The organism is Streptococcus sp. E24BD (assembly GCF_041807825.1).
Lineage (GTDB): Bacteria > Bacillota > Bacilli > Lactobacillales > Streptococcaceae > Streptococcus > Streptococcus entericus.
Genome location: NZ_JBGTZB010000014.1, coordinates 1 through 22,965, shown reverse-complemented (window position 1 = coordinate 22,965; position 22,965 = coordinate 1). Strand labels below are relative to the sequence as shown.

The window sequence follows — 22,965 nt, the reverse complement described above, 5'->3', positions numbered from 1 at the left end:
TAACACAAGTCGCCACCCTCTACAAGCCCATAGCAGCCCCGTAGCACGATTTTAGCCCTTGCCCTATGAAATTTACCGACTGACCCAAAATAAACGAAAATAGGGACGGTCTCGTCAATACTAGGGGCATTCTAGGAAAAAAGAAAAGCCTAACCGCTAAATCATTGTTTTAATAACAGAAAAAGCCAGCTCTCGCTGACTCCTTGTGAAATATTAACCTGAATATATTATACCAGATTTTCACCCTGACTTCAATCTAAAACCTTTGATAACGGCTTGCCTGCTGATAGTTAGAAAAGAGGTTAGACAATGAAAATCACAACGTACACTAAAAAAGACGGATCGACCGTCTACCGTACCAGCATTTATCTAGGCATTGACCAGATAACGGGCAGGAAAATCAAAACCACGGTATCAGCACGTACCAAAAGGGAGCTACAGCAAAAAGCAAGGGAGAAAGAGAGAGACTTCATCGCAAAAGGTTCCACAACCCATCAGAAAGCTGTCAAGGTATCGACCTATGCCGAACTAGTCACCCTCTGGCAAGAAACCAATTATCCCACTTTTAAGCCAAATACCATCAGACGCTACAATATGGAAATCAAGCGGTACCTACTCCCAGCCTTTGGGGCAATCAAGCTCAGTCAGCTAAACCGCTCCTATATCCAGAAAGTTGTCAACGACTGGGCAAGAGCCTACAACACACAGCTATCAGGCGGCTATAAACTCTATAACGAACTTCACAGCCTGAACAAGACCATACTAGCTTTTGGGGTCGCTCTGGATGCCGTGCCAAGCAATCCCTGCCACGATATCATTGTCCCCAAACGCAAACCAACGCCAGATGTGAAAAAGCATTTTGACAACAAGGAACTCAGCAATCTGCTTGACTACCTAGACAAGCTACCTCCAACTTATCAAAATACTTATAAATCGACCTTATACAAGTTTCTCCTAGCGACAGGGTGCCGTATCGGTGAGGCGCTAGCCCTCGAATGGTCAGATATCGACCTAGATGTAGGAACCGTCAGCATTTCAAAAAACTTGCAGGAGCAAGGAACTGTCAGCACCACTAAAACCCGACAGGGCAACCGTACCATTAGCATAGACCGCAAGACAGCGCTCATGTTACGGCTCTACAAGGCAAGACAAGCCAAAAAATTAAAAGAAATGGGCAATCAAGGTATTCAAGTCGTTTTTAGTACCTGCCTAGTGCCTTATCCAGATGTGAACAGGGCAAGGGAAAGATTAAAAAAAGACTTGGAACAACTGGGGATCCATGGTCGCTCCTTCCACGCTTTCCGCCACACGCACGCTAGTCTCTTGCTGAACGCTGGTATCCCCTATAAAGACCTATCAAACCGTCTAGGGCATGCTAATATAGCTGTTACCATGGATACCTATAGCCACCTCTCACCAGACAAAGAAAAAGAGGCGGTAACGTACTTTGAAAAATCGCTATCGGTTCTCAAAAGTTCCTAAAAAGTTCCTAAATTTTATTTTTTAAGCCCTCACTCCCTTAGAAACGCTGATATTAAAGGCTTTCGACCAAACATGCAGGGATAGGCGTTTTATACCACAGCTTCGTAAATTATGAAAACGTTTTGTTTAATAACAAACTAATGCTCGCCTAATTTAACAGGTGATTAACCTCTGGTTATTGTCTGACTTCCAGACAGCTCAGATAGATAGCTGTAGGTCGGTTGATATGGCAGGTTGCGAGAAGAAAGCTCGTCATCGTTATGTGTGTCGCTCCACTGAGCTATTTGTTGGTCAACCTGCTGTGCAAGTCATGACTTAAGGCGAGACCTATGAGTTTTGATTGGCATTAAGGCGTTACTGAACATGTAGGGCAATTCTATGCCTTTCAAAAACGATATTTTATTTGGTAACAATCAAAAAATCAAGAGGCTAGGACTTTTATCCCAGCCTCATTGAGGTGTACAGCCATTAGTTTAAATTGGCGGTCAGAAATTCTAGTAATTGGGTGATGTCAGCTCGCCAGTCATTATGATAGACAGTAATTTGTTTCCGATTGCTGAATTTAGCGATGTAGGCATGAGATCGGATAGCGTACTTTTTGGAAAAAGCCTTGTAGGATCGCGCATTGACACCTTTGACGTTAAGGTACAAGATGGGAGCAGAAGCAGTCTCTGCTTCATGAAGTTGAGCCATTGCCAACTGAGCATCAACGTTATCATCACGACCGATAAAAAGGTAAAAGGTTTCTCTAGCTCGTATCTTAGCCTTCACAGTGTCTAGGTTGACCTCTTGGATGGGCTGATGGCTTGGTGAGGTGTCAATGGTTTGAGCCATAGCTGAGCTGAACCAGCCAGCTAACCCAAGTAAACTAATAAAGAGTAGTAGTATTTTTTCATTTGTTTGTCCTCCTAATAGAATATTCGTAAATGGAGGAGGAAATTTTGTCTTTGCTCTGCCATTTTCCTAAAACATCAAAAAATCCCAGCTTGAGCTGAGATTTTTTAGTTGATTACAACCCTAAGAGTTCTTTAGCATGGTCATCCATTGACAAGACTTCGTGGAAGACACGTTGGGTGAGCTCAGTTTTTTGCTCTTTGGTCAGGTACTTGGTGTTAACACAGTAGCCTGAGATACGAACGATAACGTCTTCACCACGCATGATGCTGTCGTAGACATCTTGTAAGTCCATAACGTTCAAGTTAACGTGCTGACCACCCTCTTCAAAGTAGGCGTCAAGGATAGTCACCAGGTTACCAACTTGCTCATCAAAGGTCTTACCAAGCGCTTTTGGAGATACCTGAGTAGTTAGTGAGATACCATCGTTAGCGTGTGAGAAGTCAAGTTTCTTGAGGGAGTTGAGGTTTTGCAACCAGCCACCACGAGATTTAGATGTTGGGTTAGCACCTGGTGGGAAGAATTCTACTTTAGATGTGTTCACTGAGCCATCTTCGTTGAGGAATACACCACGGTGAACTGGTGAGTTACCAGTTTGTTTAGAGTAAGCCACGTTTGAGGTGATGGTCAAGATTGACACAGCTGCCTCAGCATTTTTGTAGAGTTTGTGACGAGCCAAGCGAGTGTAGAAGGCTTCCATCAACCATTTTGCGATGTCATCTACACGGTCATCGTCCTCACCGTAGCGTGGGAAGTCGCCGTTCACTTCGTAGTCATAGATGAAGCCAGTTTCATCACGGATTGGTTTTACTTCAGCATATTTGATAGCAGACAGGGAATCAACAGTGTTGGCAAAGCCACAGATACCGAAGCCCATGTTAGCGCGCAGGTGAGTTGGCAAGAAGGCCATTTGCACGGCTTCGTAGTTGTACTTGTCAGTCATGTAGTGGATGATGTTCATGGCATCCACGTAAGTGTCTGTCAACCAGTCAAGAGCTTTTTCAAAGTTAGCGATAACTTCATCGTACTCAAAGATTTCTGAGTTGTTTGGCTCAACCACATCAAAGACCTTGTAGTCTTTATGCACATCGTCGTAACCGTTGTTCCAAGATGAGAGCAGAGCTTTCAACACGTTTACACGGGCACCGAAGTACTGGATGTTGTGGCGTTTTTCTTCACTTTCTGGGTCAAGTGGTGACACACAGCAAGAGATACAGCTCATTTCACCGTAACCGTCTTTAGCCATGGTGGTCACACCCTCATACTGGATAGAAGAGTGTTTGTGGCTCATGGCCATACAGTAGCGACGGAAGGCGTATGGCAACTGGTCTGACCAGAGAACGGTCAAGTTTGGCTCTGGTGAGTTACCGATGTTGTCGAGAGTGTGCAAGAAGCGGTAATCCATCTTAGTGACACGGTGACGACCGTCGTTACCCATACCAGCCATAGAAGTGGTCAAGAAGGTTGGGTCACCTGAGTAGATTTCGTCGAAGGCTTTGGTACGAGCAAATTTTACCGTACGAAGTTTAAGAACGAAATCGTCAACGAATTCTTGAATTTCGCTTTCGGTGTAAGTACCGCGAGCCAAGTCACGCTCAGAATAAATGTCAAGAACGATTGGCACACGACCGAGAGAAGTTGCTGCACCGTTAATGACACGGCAGACAGCCATGAAGGCGATGTTGACCCATTGGATAGCTTCTTTGGTGTCAAAAGCAGGGCGACGCACGTCAAGACCGTAAAGGTCACCGAGTTTCACCACGTCTTGCAAGGCTTGGTACTGGAGGTTAATTTCTTCACGAAGACGAGTTGATTCTTCATCGATTTCTGTGATGGCGTTCCAGTCGTTAACTTTTTCTTGCATGAGGTAGTCTGCACCGTAGAGGGCAAGACGAGCATACATACCGATGATACGACCACGAGAGTAAGCATCTGGCAGACCTGATACGTGGTGGCTGTGACGGGCACGACGAATGTCAGCAGTGTAAGCGCGGAAGATACCGTCGTTTACTGTTGTCGCATGCTTGGTGTAAATCTCATGAAGAAGTGGGTCAGGCGTGTAACCATTCTCAATCAGAGTGGTTTCAGCCATGCGGATACCACCGCGTGGCATGAAGTTAAGTTTGAAGAGTTCATCGTTTTGGATACCGAAAATCAACTCGTTATCTTTATCGATGAAACCTGCAGGAATACCTGCGATGGAAGTAGCACGGTCGATATCCATTGGGAAACGAGTATCTTCGTAGTGTGCTTTGGTTTCTTCGATGATTTTTTTGATTTTCAAAGAACGCTCAGTCACAGGAGCAAGGAAGCTCTCGTCACCATCGTAAGGGTTGTAGTTAGCTTGAACAAAACGAGTAACGCTTGCTTTGTCACGCCAGTCAGTTCCCTTAAAGCCTTCCCAGGCTTTTTCAAAAACATCAGTGTTTGTTGTTACTTTTGCCATGTCGGTCTCCTTTTGTGTTATATTGACAAGTTTATTATATCACAACGCAAGCGTTATCAGCAAGAGAAAACAAGGATTGTGAAGAAGTTCTTTAATAATACAGTTCCAATCAGAAGTCTAACTGTACTATAAAATTGTTTTATTTGCAGAAAATCCTAGAAATCGTATAATAGTAAAGAGAACGAACGTGCCTAGAAAGGAGCAGCCATGTTGATTTTTCCACTCATCAATGACACCTCACGCAAGATTATCCACATTGATATGGATGCTTTTTTTGCGGCGGTGGAAGTGCGGGACAACCCTAGCCTGCGTGGCAAGCCTGTGATCATCGGTGCTGACCCTCGAGAAACAGGTGGACGTGGGGTGGTCTCGACCTGCTCCTACGAGGCTAGGACCTTTGGTGTCCGCTCTGCTATGTCCAGTAAAGAAGCCTATGACCGTTGCCCTCAAGCGGTCTTCATCTCTGGTAATTACAGCAAGTATCAGGAGGTTGGGCGTCAGGTGCGGGAGATTTTTGCCCGTTACACGGACAAGATTGAGCCCATGAGCATCGATGAGGCTTATCTGGATGTGACGGCTAATAAGCTGGGCATCGCATCGGCTGTTAAGATTGCCAAGATGATTCAGTACGACGTTTGGCATGAGTTGCAGCTCACCTGCTCGGCTGGCGTGTCTTACAATAAATTTCTGGCCAAATTAGCCAGTGATTTTCAAAAGCCAGCTGGCTTGACCTTGATTTTGCCTGAGGAGGCAGAAGGGTTTCTAGCTGATTTGCCCATTGAAAAATTTCATGGGGTTGGCAAGAAAACGGTTGAACGTCTGCATGAGATGGGAGTCTTTACAGGCAAGGATTTACAAGGGTTGTCAGAGATGGTTCTCATTGATCAGTTTGGGCGGTTTGGCTATGACCTCTATCGCAAGGCCAGAGGCATTTCCAACAGTCCGGTCAGAACCGACCGTGTTCGCAAGTCCATCGGCAGTGAGCGGACCTATGCCAAGCTCCTTTACGCTGACGAGGATATCAAAGTTGAAATCAGCAAAAATGCTAAGCGTGTGGCGGCTACTCTAGCCAAACATGGCAAACAAGGCAGAACCATCGTCCTCAAGGTGCGTTACGCAGACTTTTCCACGTTAACCAAACGCCGCACCCTAGATGAGGCGACGGCTCATTTTGAGGTGATTGAAAAAATCGCTTATGACATTTTTGATGAATTGGCGGAAAATACCTCAGGGATAAGGCTCCTGGGAGTGACTGTAACAGGCTTGGAAATAGGAACCCAAGCTTTGGAACTATTAGACGATAAAGACTAATCCCACAGCGCTTGCCGTGGGATTTGGTGTGATAGAACAAGATTAGTATGGTTAGAAATGTGAAGCTCTTAAGGGCATGCGACAGAACAGAAATCTGCTAACCGATGATAATAGAATGAAGGAACGTGTTGGTTGTAGAGATAAGTGTTGTAGATTTCGTGGGCAATCGCAGAGCGAGATATGTTGCTCGGGTTTCTGAGATGACATAGGCTTGGTCACCTTGTTCTTTTCTGGATAGGACAGCCTGTGAAGACTTGTGACAGAGGTGATTTAATCACTTTTTTTCATACTGGTTCAGGTCTCTTTTGATGGCTCATAGTTGGTAACGCCTCTTTAGTTACTTTCCAAAGAAATGCTCAATATCTGCTTCCGTCACCCCAATCATAGGGTCTATGGTCAGGAGGTTTTGCCGATTCAGGGTATAGGTTTCTAGTGTGCTGGGTGGGCTTGTTTCAAGTGTAGTGCTTTTTTTCGCTGGATGAGTGGTCTGAGGGTCTGTCACAGGGCTTGGTACTGATTGCAGCGTTTCAGTACCAGCAGTTGTCTGGTTTAGGGTGTCGGTCAGCTTGTCGGTGGTCTTGTCTGTCTCTGCTTGTTCTGCTCGGCTATTTTCCCCTAAAAAGCGCTCAACCAAGTAGGTGGCTCGCAGGCTCCCTTGAGTGCGCACAGCCTGATTGAAGGCTGCCACCTCACCCAACATGACCAGCTTGCTCTTGGCGCGTGTGATGGCCGTGTAGAGCAGGTTGCGCTGGAGCATGCGGCTGGCTCCTCGGGTAATCGGCAGGATCACAACAGGAAATTCACTGCCCTGAGACCTGTGGATGCTCATGGCGTAGGCCAGGGTGATTTTGCCCCAGTCCTTGCGGGGGTAGGTGACCTCGTTGCCCTCAAAGGCTATGGTCAGCTCGTCCTGCTTGCTATCGGTGTATTTGTCCAACTCCAGCTGAGAGATAACACCGATGTCGCCATTGAACACATTGCTTTCAGGGTCATTGACCAGGTGCAAGACCTTGTCGCCCTCCCGAAAGAGGGTCTCGTTAAAGGCAAACTCCAGCTGGTCATCTTTAGGATTGATCAGGTTCTGAAGTAGTTGATTGAGCACGGTGATACCAGCTGGTCCTCGATACATGGGAGCTAGTACTTGGATGTCTTGGGGAGCGATGCCGCTCCTCATGGCAGAGCTGACAATCTTGGTCACCATATCTGGGATAAACTGGGCTTGGGCTTCAAAGTAGGAACGGTCAGCCTTTTTCTGTGTAAAGTCTGCAGGCAAGCTGCCAGCCTTCATCTGACTGGCTAGGGTGACGATGGTTGAGTCATCAGACTGGCGGAAGATTTTGGTCAGAGCGACTTGGGAGAGGTTATCGACCTTGAGGAGGTCAGCCAGTACCTGACCAGGACCGACCGATGGCAGCTGGTCACTGTCGCCCACGATAATCAGCTGGGTATTGGAAGAGATGGCTGCAAAGAGTTGGTTGGCTAACCAAGTATCCACCATCGAAAACTCATCCACGATGACCAAGTCAGCGTCCAAATAATCATCTAAGGTCTGGTAGTCCCCTTCAGTGGTCAAACCCAGATGCCGATGAATGGTCGCAGCTGGCAACCCTGTTAACTCGGTCATCCGTCTAGCGGCTCGGCCAGTCGGTGCTGCCAGCACAATCGGCAGATCTCGGGTCTCCATATTTAGCCCGTGAAGTTTGCCATAGGCGGATAAGATGCCGTTGATGACGGTCGTCTTACCTGTTCCAGGGCCACCGGTTAGGATAAAGACCTTGCTGTTGAGGGCTTGGGCGATGGCGTCTTTTTGCGTCTGATCGTAGCTGATACCTAGCTCGTCTTGAACCCTAACGATAGTATCATCTAGCTCCTCATCGGCAATCGGCTCACCGAGATGATTGTCCAAGAGTCGTGTCAGATGGCGGTGGATGCCCTGTTCCGCAAAGTAGAGGCTGTTGTCAAAAATCTTAGTCTCAATTTGCTGAACCTTGTCCTCAATGATGAGGTCCGATAACTCTTGGGCGACTTGAGCAGGGTCAATTTCCACCTGACGCGCGTCTTCGAGTAGGTAGAGGGCGCGCTCCAGTAACTGCTTGTCCTCCATGTAGGTGTCCCCTGTCTCCAGACAGCCCTCCAAGAGGCTGTGAAAGAGTGCTGCCCGAAACCGTTGCGGCGACTGGCTATCAATCCCCAGCTGTTCTGCCAGCTGGTCAGCTGTCTTAAAACCGATGCCCTGAATGTCCTCGACCAGTTGATAGGGATTTTCCTGAACGAGGCTCAGGCTCTTGTCCTTGTATTTGTCGATAATTTGAAGGGCAAAGCGGATGGAGAGACCATATTCAGCCAGTTTGGAAAGGATCTGCTCTGTTCCATAATTGACTTTCAGGGTGGCTAGAAATCCTTCGCGTTTGACCTTGGACAGACCTGTGATGGTCGTTAGGTGCTCGGGGGCCTCTAAAATCCGGTCGATGGTGTCTTCATCACCGTAAGTGGCTACGATTTTTTCGGCAATTTTCTTACCGATACCCTTGAATTGGTCAGAGGAGAAGTACTTGACTAGTCCAGATGCCGATGGTTTGGCGCGCTCGTAGCGGGTCACCGCCAACTGTTCTCCGTAACGGGGGTGCTGGGTGAGATTACCCCAGAAAGTATACTGCTCTCCCTCTACAACTTCAGCGATAGTGCCGGTCACGATAATCTCGACATCATCAAAATAGCTATCGGTCTCCTCAATAGTCAGTAGAATAATCTTGAAAAAATTACTGGCATTTTCAAAAATCACCCGTTCAATAGTACCTGAAAAATAAGTTTCCATACTTGTCCTTGTTTTGCTTTTTTTCTATTATAGCACAAAAGAAAATCAGATGATGGGGCTCATCATCTGACATTCTACTTACTCTAATCAATTGTCCCTAAACTGTTAAATGGCCAGAATCGGAACATCACTTCACCGATGATATTCTCCCGCTTAAAAGTGCCGACATGGCGACTGTCTTTTGAAACGATCCGATCGTCACCGATAAGGAAATACTCGCCTTCAGGTACAGTTACCGTAAAATCGGCATTGCCTGTAGCATCAGCAGTGAAACTCGGTGATGCGAGGGCTAACTCTTGAAAGAGTTTGCTGTAGGCATAGGTACTCTGTAGCTTGTCTCCTTGGAATTTTGCCATGAATTCAGCCAGATAGGGCTCGTTCGTCTCAATCCCGTTGATGGTTAAGACGTCGTTATGGTAGCTAATAGTGTCTCCAGGCATGCCAACAACGCGTTTGACGATTCGCTTGGTTTCGCCATTTGCTTCTTCTTGAGCAACAACAATATCAAAGCGATCAATCGGTGTGACCTTTAGGACGAAAAGGCGATCACCGTGGGCAAGGGTTGGATCCATGGAATGCCCATCAACTTGGACATTGACAAAAATAAAGAGCCAAGCCAAGAGCATCAGGGTCATGGTGAGGATAAAGCTTCCCCATTCTTTTATAAAGTTTTTCATTGATAGTTCACCTTTTCTTTAACAAATCGTATGCTTTTTGTGTATTTTTGAAATGCCATTTGGCTACTTGTGTCAAGCCTTCCTGACCAAACCGAGCTAAAATCTGGCTGGCAATCTTGTCGGAAGCTGTGCCTGCGCCACTGGGCAACGTTAAGCCAATTTGTTGACTCAAGCTGTCCAGATTATCCAGAAACAGTTTGCGGGCGATGATTGAACTCACTGCCACAGCCAGATATTGACTTTCTGCTTTTTGAATGAGGCTGATGGGCTGGTGGAACTGGTTAACCTCCTGCTGCAGGTACTTGCGGTAGTTGTTCTCGCTGGTAAAAGCATCAATGACGATAGCTTCTGGCTCACTCACTTCCTGCAAGAGCAGGAAAATTACCTGATTGTGGAGGGCGACCTTGACGGAGACGGCGTTATGCCTGAGCCCTTCACCGACCACTTGGTTGTATTTTTTCGGGGTCAATAGCAGAGCTTTGTGGGGGATTTTTTCTTCCAACAAGGGAGCGATTTGCCTGATTTTTTGGTCGGTCAGGGTCTTTGAGTCCCCAACACCCAGTTGCTTTAGCCAAGCATGATTACTAGGAGTGACGTGGCTAGCCACAACTGCTAGACCGCCAAAGTAAGACCCGTTCCCCACCTCGTCAGACCCAATCAAACTGAGCTGATTGCTGGGTTGACCAGTAGCGGTCGGTCTGGTTGAGCTGCTACTGGCTGAGTGTTTGCTTGAGGCCTGCTCAGCCATTTCCACAAAGCCCAAATCCGCTGCCACTGCCTGTGCCTGACTACCTTGAATAAGGAGTTTTCCTGAGGCGTAGAGGGTTAGAGTGCAGCCCTTGAGTTTAGCAACTGTCAGGGCGTGGGCGTTTTGATGAGCCACCGCGTAGGGGGTAAGGATGTGCTGTGCTGTTATTAGAGCCGTCGGTGCAAGCTCAAAAACCAGATGTGTCATGTTTCTATTGTATCATAAAGTTGCCTAGCTTGCTGGCTTGAAAATGATGATTTTAAAACTTTTTTTAGCGTTCGGGAATTGCTGATTTATAATTTTTTTAGTGACAGATTCTTGTTTTTTCACTCGAAACATGTTACACTAATCAAGACTAGAAGTTTAGCAGAAATGTTTTCTAGCAAATAATGCCCTTTATAAGCCGACGGACAGGCGGGGCAGTAGCCGAAGCGTGGTCGATGTGACCACATTATTGATTGAGGTCGAACGTCTGTTCACTGTCGAGCTAGTGCTTGAGCTCCTCATTTGAGTGTCACTCGTCGTTAAACTTTTTTGCCATACGCTCAGTATGGTTGCAAAAGTTTACCTAGATTGATATCACATGAGCAGCTCATCTGACAAACTCGCCGATGTGACCATCCGTTCTAAAGCTCGATTTTATAAGTTGATGACTGACCTTGCTTCAGTCACTATAAGCAGCTGTGGGGGTAAGCCCACAATCATCTTGTGAAACGGTCAATAAAGTACGTGATATTTGCATTGAGAGTAGGAAACACTAGGCACATAAACTCAAGATAAAAACCAACGTCATAAACCCAATGGACAGGATGAGTGTATCCTGTTCTTTTTTTGTTTCACGCTATTCGCTTAACCTTGGAAAGGAGTTGTCATGACCCCATTAAATCAGAACCAAGCCCCCATTTATCAGGGGCTGGTCAATTTGCGCAAGAAGCGTATCGTTCCTTTTGACGTGCCAGGACACAAGCGTGGTCGCGGTAACCCAGAACTGGTGGAGCTCTTGGGGGAGAAGTGTGTTGGCATTGATGTCAACTCCATGAAGCCCTTGGATAATCTGGGTCACCCTGTTTCCATCATCCGTGAGGCTGAGGAGTTGGCTGCCGAGGCCTTTGGTGCGGCGCATGCCTTTCTCATGATTGGCGGCACGACCTCATCGGTGCAGAGCATGATTCTTGCCACCTGCAAGGCTGGCGACAAGATTATCTTGCCGCGCAACGTCCATAAGTCTGCCATCAACGCTCTGGTGCTCTGTGGCGCCATTCCCATCTATGTAGAGATGAGCGTCCAACCTCAGATTGGCATTGCCTTAGCTTTGGAGACCGACCGCTTGGCGGCGGCCATAGCAGAGCATCCTGATGCGGTTGCCGTGCTCGTCAACAACCCGACCTACTACGGCATTTGTTCAGATTTGAGAGCTTTGACGGAGCTGGCGCATGCGCATGGCATGACCGTCTTGGTTGATGAAGCTCACGGTGCTCATCTGGGCTTTACAGATCACCTGCCCTTGTCTGCTATGGAAGCAGGGGCTGATATGGCGGCTGTGTCCATGCACAAATCTGGCGGCAGCCTGACCCAATCGTCGCTCCTTTTGGTCGGTGAGGGTGTTAATGCGGAATACGTCCGCCAAATCATCAACCTAACCCAGTCGACCTCAGCTTCCTACTTGCTCCTGTCCAGTTTGGATATTTCCCGTCGTAATCTCGCCTTGCGTGGGCAGGCTTCCTTTGAGCGTGTGATTGAGATGGCGGAGTATGCCAGACGGGAGATTAACGCTATCGGTGGCTACTATGCCTATGGCAAGGAGTTGATTGATGGGGTGACTGTTCATGATTTTGACGTGACCAAGCTGTCCGTTTATACACAAGGTATCGGTCTGACAGGGATTGAGGTTTATGACCTGCTCCGAGATGAGTATGACATTCAGATTGAGTTTGGGGATATTGGCAATATTCTGGCTTACATTTCCATTGGTGATCGCCTGCAAGACATCGAGCGTCTGGTAGGGGCGTTAGCCGACATCAAGCGGCTGTATGCGCGGGATGGGAGCGACCTGATCGCTGGGGAATACATCCAGCCCCAGCTCGTGCTATCTCCCCAAGAAGCCTTCTACGCCAAGCGCAAGCGTCTTCCACTAGCGGCTGCTGTCGGCCAGGTCTGTGGTGAGTTTGTCATGTGCTACCCGCCAGGCATTCCCCTCCTTGCCCCAGGTGAGCGGGTGACCCAGGACATCGTGGACTACATCCAGTTTGCCAAGGAGCGCGGTTGCTCGCTCCAGGGAACCGAAGACCCTGATGTGGAGATGATTAATGTGATTGGGGAAGGGTGAAATAAATGCTCAAAGATTTTAGAAAAATATCAGATATGCCCACAGAGGTGATTGAAAAATATGGTCCTCAAGTACCCGAAGAACTCGTTTAAATGTGGAGAGGGCATAGATTAGGAACTTTTTTGAATGATTACCTCAAAATTATCAACCCAGATGACTATAAAGAATTTGTCAAGGAAACGTATTGTCGAGGTGAGTCGTCACTCCCAATTTTTATAACTGCGTTTGGAGACATCATTATTCTAGAAGAAAATAAATATTTGAGACTAATTCGATATAAAGAGGGTGATTTTGTATCTATTCCGGAAAATATGTATTACTTTTTAGAGGATTTAGAGGATGAAGAACTTTTAGAAGATTATTTCGAAATTCCTCTGTATGAAGAAGCGATTACTCGATTTGGTTCTCTGAGCTATGACCAGTGTTTTGGTTTTGTCCCCTTATTAGGATTGGGTGGCAAAAAACATGTCGATAATCTGGATAAGGTGAAAATTAGAGAACACCTGCATCTCATTGTTGAACTTGTGGGGGGCGTGTTCTAACTCTGAGTAGGCAGATGCTAAGGTCTGAGCTTGAAAAATATCAAGCGAAGATACTTGCTGTTACAAATAGAAAAAGTTTTAGAAAGGAACTGAACACGGGACTACTTTTCTAGGAAAAATGATAAATCTTTCCTTGATGCCAAGCATCAGCGTCAGATTTCCTATTTTTCTACGAAAAGTTTCGGCGAGCCGAACCGTCCCTTTGTATCTTATATGGAAATGTGGTTTTCTGAAATCCATACGCCGGATGCGAAGTTATCCATTCGTACGAGTCAGCAGCTTTATGCTGGTCAGAGCGAGTTTCAGGACATTGCGGTGTTGGATTCTCCTGCTTTCGGGCGGATTTTGACCTTGAATGGTAAGATTTTGTTTTCGGATGCAGATGATTTTGTTTACAATGAAATGGTGGCCCATGTGCCCATGGCTGTCCATCCCAATCCTAAGAAAATCTTGATTTTGGGTGGGGGTGATGGTGGTGTGGCTCAGGTACTTAGCCTCTATCCTGATATTGAAGCCATTGATGTGGTTGAACCTGACGAGATGTTGGTTGAGGTGTGTCGGGAGTATTTTCCTGACTATGCCAAGGGGCTGGATGACCCACGGGTGTCGGTCTACTTGCAGGATGGACTACGGTTCTTACGCAACTGCGAGAATGAGTACGACATCATCATCAACGACGCGACCGATCCCTTTGGGCACACGGAAGGGCTCTTTACCAAGGAGTTTTATGGCAATAGCTTCCGCGCCCTCAAGGATGACGGGATTATGATTTACCAGCATGGGAGCCCATTTTTTGACGAGGATGAATCGGCCTGCCGCAGCATGCACCGTAAGGCGACTCAGTCCTTCCCCATCAGTCGGGTTTATCAAGCCCATATCCCGACCAGTCCAGCGGGTTACTGGCTCTTTGGCTTTGCGTCCAAGGTCTATCACCCTGTCCATGATTTTGACAAGGAGCGCTGGAAATCGCGCCAGCTTTTTACCGAATATTATGCGGCTAATCTGCACGTGGGTGCCTTTATGTTGCCCCGCTATGTGGAAGATATTTTAGAAGAAGAGGAGAATAAAAAATGAGTCGTTTGTTAGTTATTGGTTGTGGGGGTGTTGCCCAAGTGGCCATCAGTAAAATCTGTCAAGCTGAGGACACCTTTACCGAGATTATGATTGCCAGTCGCACCAAATCCAAGTGTGATGACCTCAAGGAGAAACTGGCAGGTAAGACCAACGTTAAAATTGAAACCGCCAGTCTGGATGCGGACAAGGTGGACGAAGTGATTGCCCTGATTGAGAGTTACCAGCCTAAGGCTGTCCTCAACGTTGCCCTGCCTTATCAGGATTTGACCATTATGGATGCCTGCTTGGCGACGGGGGTTCACTACATCGACACCGCTAACTACGAGGCGGAGAACACCGAAGACCCTGAGTGGCGGGCGATTTATGAAAAGCGTTGCGAGGAAGAGGGCTTCACAGCCTACTTTGACTACTCGTGGCAGTGGGCTTATCAGGACAAATTCAAGGAAGCTGGCTTGACGGCACTTCTTGGTTCTGGCTTTGATCCTGGGGTGACCAGCGTGTTCACCGCTTACGCCCTCAAGCACTATTTTGATGAAATTCATTACATCGACATCTTGGACTGCAATGGCGGTGACCATGGTTATCCCTTTGCTACCAACTTTAACCCTGAAATCAACCTGCGTGAAGTGTCAGCTCCAGGCTCCTACTGGGAAAACGGCAAGTGGGTGGAAGTGGAAGCCATGTCCATCAAACGCGAATACGACTTCCCAGAAGTTGGGCTCAAGGACATGTACCTGCTCCACCACGAGGAAATCGAGTCACTGGCGCGCTTTATCCCAAATGTCAAACGCATTCGCTTCTTTATGACCTTTGGGCAGTCTTACCTGACCCACATGAAATGTTTGGAAAATGTTGGCCTGCTTCGCACCGACACCATCAATTTTAACGGTCAGGAGATTGTGCCTATCCAGTTCCTCAAGGCTCTCTTGCCTGACCCAGCCAGCCTTGGTCCTCGGACAGTTGGGAAGACCAACATCGGTTGTATCTTTACAGGCATCAAGGACGGGGTGGAGAAGACCATCTACATCTACAATGTCTGTGACCACCAAGAGTGCTACAAGGAAGTTGGTTCTCAGGCCATTTCTTACACGACTGGGGTGCCTGCCATGATTGGAACCAAATTGGTCATGGACGGGACTTGGCAGCAGCCTGGGGTCTTCAACCTAGAACAGTTGGATCCAGATCCGTTTATGGACTTGCTCAACCAGTATGGTCTGCCGTGGGTGGTTGTTGAAAATCCGAAAGTGGTTGACTAATGAAAATTGAGCAAATTCCCACCCCTGCCTATATTGTTGACCTGAAAAAACTCAAAGCCAATGCTCTGCTATTGTCCCAAATCCAAGAGGAGACGGGCTGTAAAATCCTGCTGGCGCAGAAGGCCTACTCGCTCTATGCTACCTACCCCCTGCTGGCTCAGTATCTGGCGGGGACGACGGCTAGTGGGCTCTATGAGGCACGCTTGGGGCGCGAGGAGTTCGCGGGCGAGGCGCATGTTTTTGCCCCTGCCTTTAAGGACAGCGAGATTGATGAGCTGCTGTCGGTATCTGACCATATCGTCTTTAACTCGGAGCGGCAGCTGCGTAAGCACTACACTAAGGCGCGTGCGGCTGGGGTTTCCATCGGGCTTCGGATTAACCCAGAGTGTTCGACCCAAGATGAGCAGGCCCTCTACGACCCCTGTGCCTTTGGCTCTCGCTTTGGGGTGACGCTGGACAAGTTCAGCCCTGACCTGATTGAGTTGGTGGATGGGCTACATTTCCACACCCTTTGCGAGCAAAATTCGGACGATCTGGCAACGACCTTGCAGGCGGTGGAGGCTAAGTTCGGTGCTTATCTCCATCAGGTCAAATGGGTGAACTTTGGCGGTGGTCACCACATCACCCGTGAAGACTACGATCTTGACCTGCTCAAGTCCTGCATTCGCCATATTCAGGAGACCTATGGTGTCGAGGTGTATTTAGAGCCTGGTGAAGCGGTGGCGCTTCAGGCAGGCTATTTGGCGACAGAGGTGTTGGACATTGTGGAAAACGGCATCGAGACCTTGGTGCTGGACGCCTCTGCCACCTGCCATATGCCTGACGTGTTGGAAATGCCTTATCGCCCACCCCTGCGTGGCGGTGACCAGCCCAACGTCAAGGCCCACACCTACCGCTTGTCTTCCAACACCTGCTTGACAGGGGACATCATTGGGGATTACTCCTTTGATGCGCCTGTCGCCATCGGCGACCGCCTCTACTTTGAGGATATGGCCATCTATTCCTTTGTCAAGAACAATACCTTCAACGGCATCGGTCTGCCTAGCCTCTACACCATGGACAAGGACGGTGACTGCCAGCTGATCAAAGCCTTTGGCTATGAAGACTTTAAGATGCGGTTGGGTTAGGAGTAGGAGCCAACCATGACACTCGACGAACACGACAAAATTGACGGTATGGGCATTGCTGACGATAACCCTGTCTTTCATCGCATCAGGTCAATTCAAAGAAACTTACCCTGATCATGCTATTCAGGCGATTAGCTTGTTGGTTTATGCCAAAGAAACGGTGCCACAAGAAGGACTGGACTTTTTAGGCAGGGTTAATCAACAACTGCAAGCCTTCCCTGACTACCAATTCAGTATTCAATTATATTCTTAACTAAGGGAGACCCCATGAGCACACCTAAAACCCTAGGCTATCGTATGCCTGCCGAGTATGAGACCCACCAAGGGACGCTCATGATTTGGCCCATCCGCCCTGGCTCCTGGCCTTACAATGGTCAGGCTGCCAAGGCGACCTTTACCCAGATTATCCGCCAGCTGGCGACCGAGGAGACCGTCTACCTACTTGTGGACGCCCAGCATCTGTCTGAGGCCAGAGCTGCCTTGGGCGATGCCGTGACCTATTTGGATCTGCCGACCAACGACGCTTGGGCGCGGGACACAGGTCCGACGGTTTTGGTCAATAGCCGAGCAGAGCGCCTGGCTGTCGACTGGAGCTTTAACGCTTGGGGTGGGGAGTTTGACGGGCTTTATCAGGATTATGCAGATGACGACAAGGTTGCCAGTCGTTTTGCGGACGCCTTGGGTCTGCCTGTCTACTCCGCCAAGCCCTTCGTCCTTGAAGGCGGTGCGATTCACAGCGACGGTGAGGGAACGATTCTCGTCACGGAGAGCTGCTTACTCAGCCCAGGACGAAACCCTCACCTGACAAAAGAGCAAATCGAACAACATCTTCTGACTTATCTAGGTGCGGACAAGGTCATCTGGTTGCCTAACGGCATTTACCAAGACGAGACCAACGAGCATGTTGACAACATCTGTGCCTTTGTCGGACCAGCAGAGCTGGTGCTGGCCTGGACAGATGATGAGACTGACCCTCAGTACGCTTTGTCCAAAGCCAACTGGGACTACCTTCAAACCGTGACCGATGCCAAGAGCAGACCATTCACCGTGCACAAGCTCCTTATCCCCAAGGAAACGGTCTGTGTCAAAGAAGATGACCTAGCAGGCTATGTTTACGAGGAGGGCGAGCAGGAGCGAACGGCAGGGGAGCGGTTGGCTGCCAGCTATGTCAACTTCTACATCAGCAACCAATCCATCTTTCTGCCCGTTTTTGATGACCCCCATGACCAGTTGGCTATCGACTTGTTAGCTCAGCTATTTCCCACACGAACCATTCGACCAATCCCTGCCAGAAGCCTGCTCCTCGGTGGTGGCAACATCCACTGCCTGACCCAGCAGATTCCTGCTGGTGGAGGTGCCGATGATTAGGGTGAGACGTGGAGAACCTGCTGATGCAGTAGCCCTTTCGGCGTTGTACCAGCAAGAGGGCTGGTTGACCTTTAAGGATAAGGTCAATCAACTGATGACTCATTCTGCCTATCTGGTGCTTTTTGCCGATGAGACCGTGATTGGTTTTGTTCGTTATTTGACCGATCAGCTGGTCACAACCTTTGTTTGTGAATGCCTCGTGTCTGAAACTTATCGGGGTAAGGGTTACGGCAGTCTTTTACTTGATGAGTTGCAAGCAGCTTATCCAACAACGAGATTAGAACTAATTTCCCAAGCAGACAGCTTTTATGACAATAATAGATTTAGAGCGGTTGGCACAGGTTTTCGCCGACCGTGATTAGAGAGAAGGACCCCCATGAGAAACGTAACCGTTGCTGCTATTCAGATGCAGTGCCAAGAAGCGGTAGCAGCTAACCTAGCCACTGCCGAGCGTCTGGTGCGTCAGGCTGCCAGCCAAGGCGCCCAGATTATCCTCTTGCCAGAGCTCTTTGAGCGCCCGTATTTCTGTCAAGAGCGTCAGTATGATTTTTATGATTATGCCAAGTCCGTTGAGGACAACGATGCCATTCAGCATTTCAAGCCTATTGCTCGTGAGTTGGGTGTGGTTTTGCCCATCAGTTTCTATGAAAAAGATGGCAATTCCCTTTACAACTCTGTCGCCGTGATTGATGCAGACGGAGAGGTTCTGGGGGTTTACCGCAAGACCCATATCCCAGATGACCACTACTACCAGGAGAAATTTTACTTCACGCCAGGTAACACAGGCTTCAAGGTCTGGGAGACCAAATACGCCAAGATTGGCATCGGCATTTGTTGGGATCAGTGGTTCCCAGAAACGGCTCGTTGCTTGGCCTTGAATGGGGCGGAGCTCCTCTTTTACCCGACGGCTATTGGCTCTGAACCTATTTTAGGAACAGATAGCACAGGGCACTGGAAGCGCGCCATGCAGGGACACGCTGCAGCCAATATCCTGCCAGTCATCGCTGCCAACCGCGTCGGTCTGGAGGAAGTCCTCCCTCAGGAGGCCAACGGCGGACAGAGTTCCCAGCTTAATTTCTACGGCACTTCCTTTTTGACTGATGAGACAGGCGACCTGCTCCAAGAAGCCGATAAGACTAGCGAGATGGTTCTCTTAGCGACCTATGACTTGGACAAGGGGCGCCGTGAGCGTCTGGACTGGGGGCTTTTCCGTGACCGCAGACCACACATGTACACACGCATTGCAGAATAGGAGAAATAAGATATGATTTGGAAACTGATTGTTGGGGCTTTGATTGGCTTTATTGGTGGCGCTTTGACGAAAAAAGGAGGACAGGGTTGTCTTGCTAATATCTTAGCTGGTATCGCAGGGTCTTATGTTGGTCATGCTTTGCTGGGTGACTGGGGGCCATCTTTGGCTGGAATGGCACTGGTGCCTTCTATTATCGGAGCGGCTTTAGTCACTATTGTTGTGGCGCATTTTCTTGGTCGCGATTAAAAATTTGCCTAGTGATTAGATAGGAAGTGGTCACTTTGGGTCTAGTCAGATAGCTGAGAGGCAGCTCTGCTATGTTAGAAAGAATAACCTTGTAAAGTAAAGCGATACCATTTTTATCGAAAGTATGCTATAATGGTTATAAAGATAAAGAGGAGGACGTGGAGTTATGCCTAAAGTTGAAAACATTGTGACCTCAAAATACCAAAAGGTTGCCCTTGAAATCGCAGGGCGCATCGCCGATGGCAAGTATCAAGTCGGTGATAAACTCAAGTCACGTTCGACCATTGCGAGCAACTTTGGCGTCTCTCCTGAAACGGCTAGAAAAGCCATCAATGTTTTAGTCGACCTCGGCATTTTGGAGGTCCGTCAGGGCAGTGGGTCAACGGTTATTTCTCAGGAAAAGGCAGAAGAGTTCATCACTCAGTTTGATTCTGAAAATAATATTAAGACCCTGTCCAAGGACATTATTGCGACCATCAATTACCAGAAAAAGGCCATGGATAGTATGAAACAGATGATTCATGCCTTTATGAATCAGACTTCTTTGGCAAAAAAACACTACCCGTTTCGTCCTTATGAACTAACAGTTACAGGAACGAGTAAGCTTGGGCAAAGTCTGGCAGATCTTAATCTTTGGCATCAGACAGGAGCGACCATTATTGCGATTCAGCATGAGGAGAACCTCATCTTATCGCCTGGGCCTTATGAAACGATTCAGGCTGAGGATATTCTCTATGTGGTTGGTGATGACCAGGTTTTAGCTAGAGTTGATACCTTTTTCAACCAAGATTAGACAGGGGAAAGTGCTTGTTAAGTGTTGAAAAATTTACAGTGAATAACACGTCTATTTTCTCTTGTTTTCAAGCAAGGGAAATTTTTTTGTGAAAAAGCGATAAAAAACGCTTGCAATTTAGTTTCATTTATGGTAAACTGACAATATAAAGATGTATAGAGGTATACAACTTTGTGTGGTCACTTTGCTTTGTCAAAATGAACGGACAAGCAAAAAAGACCTTAATTAAGATGTTTCTAAGAAAACGGGGAATTCCTTGGGGTGTGTTCATTACCTCGCGTTCTAGCCATCTATCAAACGTTCTGCCTATCCCTTATATAGCAGTCGTTACACAAAAAATAGGAGGAAAGATGTCAAAACTTACCAAACTGATAAGCGTTGTACTTGGTATTGTGTTGTTGACGCTCTTGTTGCCACTGTTGGTAACGAGTGCCCTCGATGCAAATGTGCCACCACAGCTGCTAGCTTTGAGAGACTTGTCGGGCATTCAATTCCCTTTTAGACAACTCATTGCGACCTATACGTTTTGGGTTGCTTTATCCCTCATTATCGTGATTTTAATCGGTATTTTAGTGATTATTATCTTCCCGCGTTTGCAAACAGAGTTACCATTCGCTAAAAAAGATGGTCAATTAGTGCTGAGCAGGTCAGCCATCGACGGTCTGGTCAAATCTGTTGTGCAGGAGCATGGCTTGATGAAAGACTTTGTGGTTAAGACCAAGCTTTACAAACGTCGTTTTAAGGTTAAGGTTACAGGTGATGTCGTTCCCAAATATGACGTCGTCAACCGCACTAATCGCTTAAAATCAGCTATTGAACGAACCTTGCGTGATTTTGTCGGTGTGGAACAGCCGATTGACCTAACTGTTGTTGTCAAACAAGTTGATAAAACAGGATCAAGCAAGCAGAGTCGTGTGATTTAAGGAGGTTTTATGGATTTTATTCGTGAGTACAAATATGCTATCACTGGAGCTATCATCGCGCTCCTGCTGATGCTGATTATCCTCAGCTTCGGATTTTTCAAAACCCTCTTGTTGGTGATGATTGTAGCACTAGGTGCGATTATCGGTCACCAGTTTAAGGACACTGGTATTTTAGAGAAATACCTTATCAAATTAAGAAATAAATTATAAAAGGAGATGGACGGATGACAACTACCGTAACCCCTGTAACCCCAGTTGCTTTAGCTGGTGAGTTAACTTATGAAAATAAAGTTATCGAAAAAATCGTTGGTTATGCCTTGGAACATATTGATGGTCTCTTAGCCATTGACGGTGGCTTCTTTGCCAATTTGAAAAACAAGGTTGTTTCAACTGACAATGTCACAGACGGCATCAATGTTGAGGTTGGTACCAAGCAAGTCGCTGTTGATTTGAAGGTGATTGTTGAATACCAAAAACACGTTGGGACAATTTTTGAAAACATCAAGCGCGTTATTGTCGAAGAAGTTGGCAAAATGACAGACCTTGAAGTGGTTGAAGTCAATGTAACCGTTGTTGACATTAAGACAAGAGCCCAGCACGAAGCTGATTCCATTACTGTTCAGGATCGTCTAGAAAACGCCGCAAGTACGACCGGAGAATTTGCGAGCAAGCAAGCTGTTCATGTCAAGTCAGCTGTATCTGGCACAGTAACTACAATTAAAGAGAACACAGAACCACGTGTGGTTTAATAAAAATAGAGAGGTTTATCATCATGACACAAGAAAAATTTGACGCAAAACTAGACCAAGTTGCAGGCGGTATTAAAGAGGCTGCTGGTAAAGTCACAGGAGACAAACAGTTAGAGGCTGAAGGAACGGCTGAAAAACTTGGTGGAAAAATCAAGGAAGGCATTGAAGATGCCAAAGCAACTGTTAAAGGGGCTATTGATAGCCTCCTAAAATAAAGGCAAACAAAGGAGAAATAGATGACAAATCAAGCAAATAAACCAGCAGAAACTACTGTAGTAAAACCAATTAAAACAAGTTTGACCTATGAAAACAAGGTGATTGAGAAGATTGTTGGTCATGCTTTAGAAACCGTTGATGGCTTGTTGGCTGTTAGTGGAGGCTTCTTCACTGACTTAAAAAACAAGACCTTCAACGCTGAAAAGGTCACTGATGGTGTCAATGTTGAAGTTGGTACAAAAGAAGTTGCGGTTGACCTTGACATTATTGTTGAATACCAAAAAGATATTCCTGCCATCGCGGAACAAATCAAGGAAGTTGTTAGCCGTGAAGTGGAACGGATGACCAAGTTAGTCTTGGTTGAGCTTAATGTTAACGTTGTTGATGTTAAGACACGTGCTGAACATGTTGCCGATTCAATCACCGCACAAGACAGGGTTGAATATGCGGCACAGTCAGCAAGTGACTTTGCATCTGAACAAGCAGAGAAAGCTCGTGTGGCCTTCTCAAATGGTATTGATACCGCCAAAGAAACAATCAGTGACGCGACAGAAGCTCGTGTAAACTAATGTTTAAGAGTTAAGAAAGAGAAAAGATGAATCGGTTACACTAAACTAGACAGAATTTATAAAGTGTTCTACACTAAAGAAAACAGGAGAACTCTATGTCTAGAAAAATCCGTCGTCAATTTAGTGATGACTTTAAGCAACAAATTGTTGA

General features: G+C 47.2%; 23 protein-coding genes. 18 read left to right on the top strand and 5 right to left on the bottom strand.

The window, feature by feature from the left end; all coding sequences use genetic code 11:
• Positions 1-309: 309 nt before the first annotated feature.
• Positions 310-1,482, top strand: coding sequence for a tyrosine-type recombinase/integrase (locus tag ACERC5_RS04860; protein ID WP_373658862.1), 1,173 nt, complete (start codon positions 310-312; stop codon positions 1,480-1,482).
• A gap of 468 nt (positions 1,483-1,950) precedes the next feature.
• On the opposite strand, the gene ACERC5_RS04855 is transcribed toward ACERC5_RS04860, so the two are convergent.
• Complete coding sequence (locus tag ACERC5_RS04855; RefSeq protein ID WP_373660307.1) at positions 1,951-2,316, bottom strand: hypothetical protein; 366 nt, start codon at positions 2,314-2,316, stop codon at positions 1,951-1,953.
• 175 nt (positions 2,317-2,491) lie between these two features.
• On the bottom strand, positions 2,492-4,822 hold the full coding sequence (pflB, locus tag ACERC5_RS04850) for a formate C-acetyltransferase (RefSeq protein ID WP_373658864.1): 2,331 nt from the start codon (positions 4,820-4,822) through the stop codon (positions 2,492-2,494).
• Between the two features lie 207 nt (positions 4,823-5,029).
• On the opposite strand from pflB, the gene dinB reads away from it, so the two are divergent.
• A complete protein-coding gene (gene dinB / locus ACERC5_RS04845; RefSeq protein ID WP_373660305.1) occupies positions 5,030-6,133 on the top strand; it encodes a DNA polymerase IV in 1,104 nt (367 codons plus the stop codon).
• 337 nt (positions 6,134-6,470) lie between these two features.
• On the opposite strand, the gene ACERC5_RS04840 is transcribed toward dinB, so the two are convergent.
• The 3 genes from ACERC5_RS04840 to rnhC all read right to left on the bottom strand — a co-directional run bounded on the left by ACERC5_RS04840 (position 6,471) and on the right by rnhC (position 10,580).
• Complete coding sequence (locus ACERC5_RS04840; protein WP_373660304.1) at positions 6,471-8,948, bottom strand: ATP-dependent RecD-like DNA helicase; 2,478 nt, start codon at positions 8,946-8,948, stop codon at positions 6,471-6,473.
• A gap of 83 nt (positions 8,949-9,031) precedes the next feature.
• Positions 9,032-9,625, bottom strand: coding sequence for a signal peptidase I (lepB, locus tag ACERC5_RS04835; RefSeq protein WP_373658867.1), 594 nt, complete (start codon positions 9,623-9,625; stop codon positions 9,032-9,034).
• A gap of 7 nt (positions 9,626-9,632) precedes the next feature.
• Positions 9,633-10,580 carry a ribonuclease HIII gene (rnhC, locus tag ACERC5_RS04830; protein WP_373658868.1) on the bottom strand — a complete coding sequence of 316 codons (948 nt, stop codon included), beginning with the start codon at positions 10,578-10,580 and terminating at the stop codon, positions 9,633-9,635.
• 664 nt (positions 10,581-11,244) lie between these two features.
• Here rnhC and ACERC5_RS04825 point away from each other — a divergent pair.
• From ACERC5_RS04825 to ACERC5_RS04750, 16 genes are all read left to right on the top strand, one after another.
• A complete protein-coding gene (locus ACERC5_RS04825) occupies positions 11,245-12,699 on the top strand; it encodes an aminotransferase class I/II-fold pyridoxal phosphate-dependent enzyme (RefSeq protein ID WP_373660303.1) in 1,455 nt (484 codons plus the stop codon).
• Between the two features lie 122 nt (positions 12,700-12,821).
• Complete coding sequence (locus ACERC5_RS04820; RefSeq protein ID WP_373658870.1) at positions 12,822-13,241, top strand: T6SS immunity protein Tdi1 domain-containing protein; 420 nt, start codon at positions 12,822-12,824, stop codon at positions 13,239-13,241.
• Between the two features lie 213 nt (positions 13,242-13,454).
• The gene (speE, locus tag ACERC5_RS04815; protein WP_373658871.1) at positions 13,455-14,315 is read left to right on the top strand and encodes a polyamine aminopropyltransferase; all 861 of its coding nucleotides are present in this window, start codon (positions 13,455-13,457) and stop codon (positions 14,313-14,315) included.
• Positions 14,312-15,571 (top strand): saccharopine dehydrogenase family protein, encoded by a 1,260-nt coding sequence (locus tag ACERC5_RS04810; protein WP_373658872.1) that lies wholly within the window; start codon positions 14,312-14,314, stop codon positions 15,569-15,571. The genes speE and ACERC5_RS04810 overlap by 4 nt, the downstream gene beginning before the upstream one ends.
• Complete coding sequence (gene nspC, locus ACERC5_RS04805) at positions 15,571-16,698, top strand: carboxynorspermidine decarboxylase (RefSeq protein WP_373660302.1); 1,128 nt, start codon at positions 15,571-15,573, stop codon at positions 16,696-16,698. The genes ACERC5_RS04810 and nspC overlap by 1 nt, the downstream gene beginning before the upstream one ends.
• A 40-nt stretch (positions 16,699-16,738) precedes the next feature.
• The gene (locus ACERC5_RS04800; RefSeq protein WP_373658873.1) at positions 16,739-16,951 is read left to right on the top strand and encodes a DUF6572 domain-containing protein; all 213 of its coding nucleotides are present in this window, start codon (positions 16,739-16,741) and stop codon (positions 16,949-16,951) included.
• A 14-nt stretch (positions 16,952-16,965) separates the two neighbouring features.
• The gene (aguA, locus tag ACERC5_RS04795; protein ID WP_373660301.1) at positions 16,966-18,066 is read left to right on the top strand and encodes an agmatine deiminase; all 1,101 of its coding nucleotides are present in this window, start codon (positions 16,966-16,968) and stop codon (positions 18,064-18,066) included.
• On the top strand, positions 18,059-18,424 hold the full coding sequence (locus ACERC5_RS04790; protein ID WP_373660300.1) for a GNAT family N-acetyltransferase: 366 nt from the start codon (positions 18,059-18,061) through the stop codon (positions 18,422-18,424). Before aguA ends, ACERC5_RS04790 begins: the two co-directional genes overlap by 8 nt.
• A gap of 18 nt (positions 18,425-18,442) precedes the next feature.
• A complete protein-coding gene (gene aguB / locus ACERC5_RS04785; RefSeq protein ID WP_373660299.1) occupies positions 18,443-19,318 on the top strand; it encodes an N-carbamoylputrescine amidase in 876 nt (291 codons plus the stop codon).
• A gap of 12 nt (positions 19,319-19,330) precedes the next feature.
• The gene (locus ACERC5_RS04780; RefSeq protein ID WP_373658878.1) at positions 19,331-19,564 is read left to right on the top strand and encodes a GlsB/YeaQ/YmgE family stress response membrane protein; all 234 of its coding nucleotides are present in this window, start codon (positions 19,331-19,333) and stop codon (positions 19,562-19,564) included.
• Between the two features lie 166 nt (positions 19,565-19,730).
• Complete coding sequence (locus tag ACERC5_RS04775) at positions 19,731-20,357, top strand: GntR family transcriptional regulator (protein ID WP_373660298.1); 627 nt, start codon at positions 19,731-19,733, stop codon at positions 20,355-20,357.
• Positions 20,358-20,707: 350 nt separating this feature from the next.
• On the top strand, positions 20,708-21,280 hold the full coding sequence (gene amaP / locus ACERC5_RS04770; RefSeq protein WP_373660297.1) for an alkaline shock response membrane anchor protein AmaP: 573 nt from the start codon (positions 20,708-20,710) through the stop codon (positions 21,278-21,280).
• A gap of 9 nt (positions 21,281-21,289) precedes the next feature.
• On the top strand, positions 21,290-21,490 hold the full coding sequence (locus ACERC5_RS04765; protein WP_373658882.1) for a DUF2273 domain-containing protein: 201 nt from the start codon (positions 21,290-21,292) through the stop codon (positions 21,488-21,490).
• A 14-nt stretch (positions 21,491-21,504) separates the two neighbouring features.
• Positions 21,505-22,029, top strand: coding sequence for an Asp23/Gls24 family envelope stress response protein (locus ACERC5_RS04760; protein ID WP_373660296.1), 525 nt, complete (start codon positions 21,505-21,507; stop codon positions 22,027-22,029).
• A 23-nt stretch (positions 22,030-22,052) separates the two neighbouring features.
• On the top strand, positions 22,053-22,244 hold the full coding sequence (locus ACERC5_RS04755) for a CsbD family protein (protein WP_018367743.1): 192 nt from the start codon (positions 22,053-22,055) through the stop codon (positions 22,242-22,244).
• A 21-nt stretch (positions 22,245-22,265) separates the two neighbouring features.
• Positions 22,266-22,814, top strand: a complete 549-nt coding sequence (locus tag ACERC5_RS04750) for an Asp23/Gls24 family envelope stress response protein (protein WP_373658884.1) — start codon at positions 22,266-22,268, stop codon at positions 22,812-22,814.
• Positions 22,815-22,965: the final 151 nt, after the last annotated feature.

Excerpts from the sequence above, each read along its gene's own strand:
- ACERC5_RS04860 (WP_373658862.1), top strand. The coding sequence starts at position 310 with ATGAAAATCACAACGTACACTAAAAAAGACGGATCGACCGTCTACCGT.
- ACERC5_RS04855 (WP_373660307.1), bottom strand. The coding sequence starts at position 2,316 with ATGGCTCAAACCATTGACACCTCACCAAGCCATCAGCCCATCCAAGAG.
- pflB (WP_373658864.1), bottom strand. The coding sequence starts at position 4,822 with ATGGCAAAAGTAACAACAAACACTGATGTTTTTGAAAAAGCCTGGGAA.
- dinB (WP_373660305.1), top strand. The coding sequence starts at position 5,030 with ATGTTGATTTTTCCACTCATCAATGACACCTCACGCAAGATTATCCAC.
- ACERC5_RS04840 (WP_373660304.1), bottom strand. The coding sequence starts at position 8,948 with ATGGAAACTTATTTTTCAGGTACTATTGAACGGGTGATTTTTGAAAAT.
- lepB (WP_373658867.1), bottom strand. The coding sequence starts at position 9,625 with ATGAAAAACTTTATAAAAGAATGGGGAAGCTTTATCCTCACCATGACC.
- rnhC (WP_373658868.1), bottom strand. The coding sequence starts at position 10,580 with ATGACACATCTGGTTTTTGAGCTTGCACCGACGGCTCTAATAACAGCA.
- ACERC5_RS04825 (WP_373660303.1), top strand. The coding sequence starts at position 11,245 with ATGACCCCATTAAATCAGAACCAAGCCCCCATTTATCAGGGGCTGGTC.
- speE (WP_373658871.1), top strand. The coding sequence starts at position 13,455 with ATGGAAATGTGGTTTTCTGAAATCCATACGCCGGATGCGAAGTTATCC.
- ACERC5_RS04810 (WP_373658872.1), top strand. The coding sequence starts at position 14,312 with ATGAGTCGTTTGTTAGTTATTGGTTGTGGGGGTGTTGCCCAAGTGGCC.
- nspC (WP_373660302.1), top strand. The coding sequence starts at position 15,571 with ATGAAAATTGAGCAAATTCCCACCCCTGCCTATATTGTTGACCTGAAA.
- aguA (WP_373660301.1), top strand. The coding sequence starts at position 16,966 with ATGAGCACACCTAAAACCCTAGGCTATCGTATGCCTGCCGAGTATGAG.
- ACERC5_RS04790 (WP_373660300.1), top strand. The coding sequence starts at position 18,059 with ATGATTAGGGTGAGACGTGGAGAACCTGCTGATGCAGTAGCCCTTTCG.
- aguB (WP_373660299.1), top strand. The coding sequence starts at position 18,443 with ATGAGAAACGTAACCGTTGCTGCTATTCAGATGCAGTGCCAAGAAGCG.
- ACERC5_RS04780 (WP_373658878.1), top strand. The coding sequence starts at position 19,331 with ATGATTTGGAAACTGATTGTTGGGGCTTTGATTGGCTTTATTGGTGGC.
- ACERC5_RS04775 (WP_373660298.1), top strand. The coding sequence starts at position 19,731 with ATGCCTAAAGTTGAAAACATTGTGACCTCAAAATACCAAAAGGTTGCC.
- amaP (WP_373660297.1), top strand. The coding sequence starts at position 20,708 with ATGTCAAAACTTACCAAACTGATAAGCGTTGTACTTGGTATTGTGTTG.
- ACERC5_RS04765 (WP_373658882.1), top strand. The coding sequence starts at position 21,290 with ATGGATTTTATTCGTGAGTACAAATATGCTATCACTGGAGCTATCATC.
- ACERC5_RS04760 (WP_373660296.1), top strand. The coding sequence starts at position 21,505 with ATGACAACTACCGTAACCCCTGTAACCCCAGTTGCTTTAGCTGGTGAG.
- ACERC5_RS04755 (WP_018367743.1), top strand. The coding sequence starts at position 22,053 with ATGACACAAGAAAAATTTGACGCAAAACTAGACCAAGTTGCAGGCGGT.
- ACERC5_RS04750 (WP_373658884.1), top strand. The coding sequence starts at position 22,266 with ATGACAAATCAAGCAAATAAACCAGCAGAAACTACTGTAGTAAAACCA.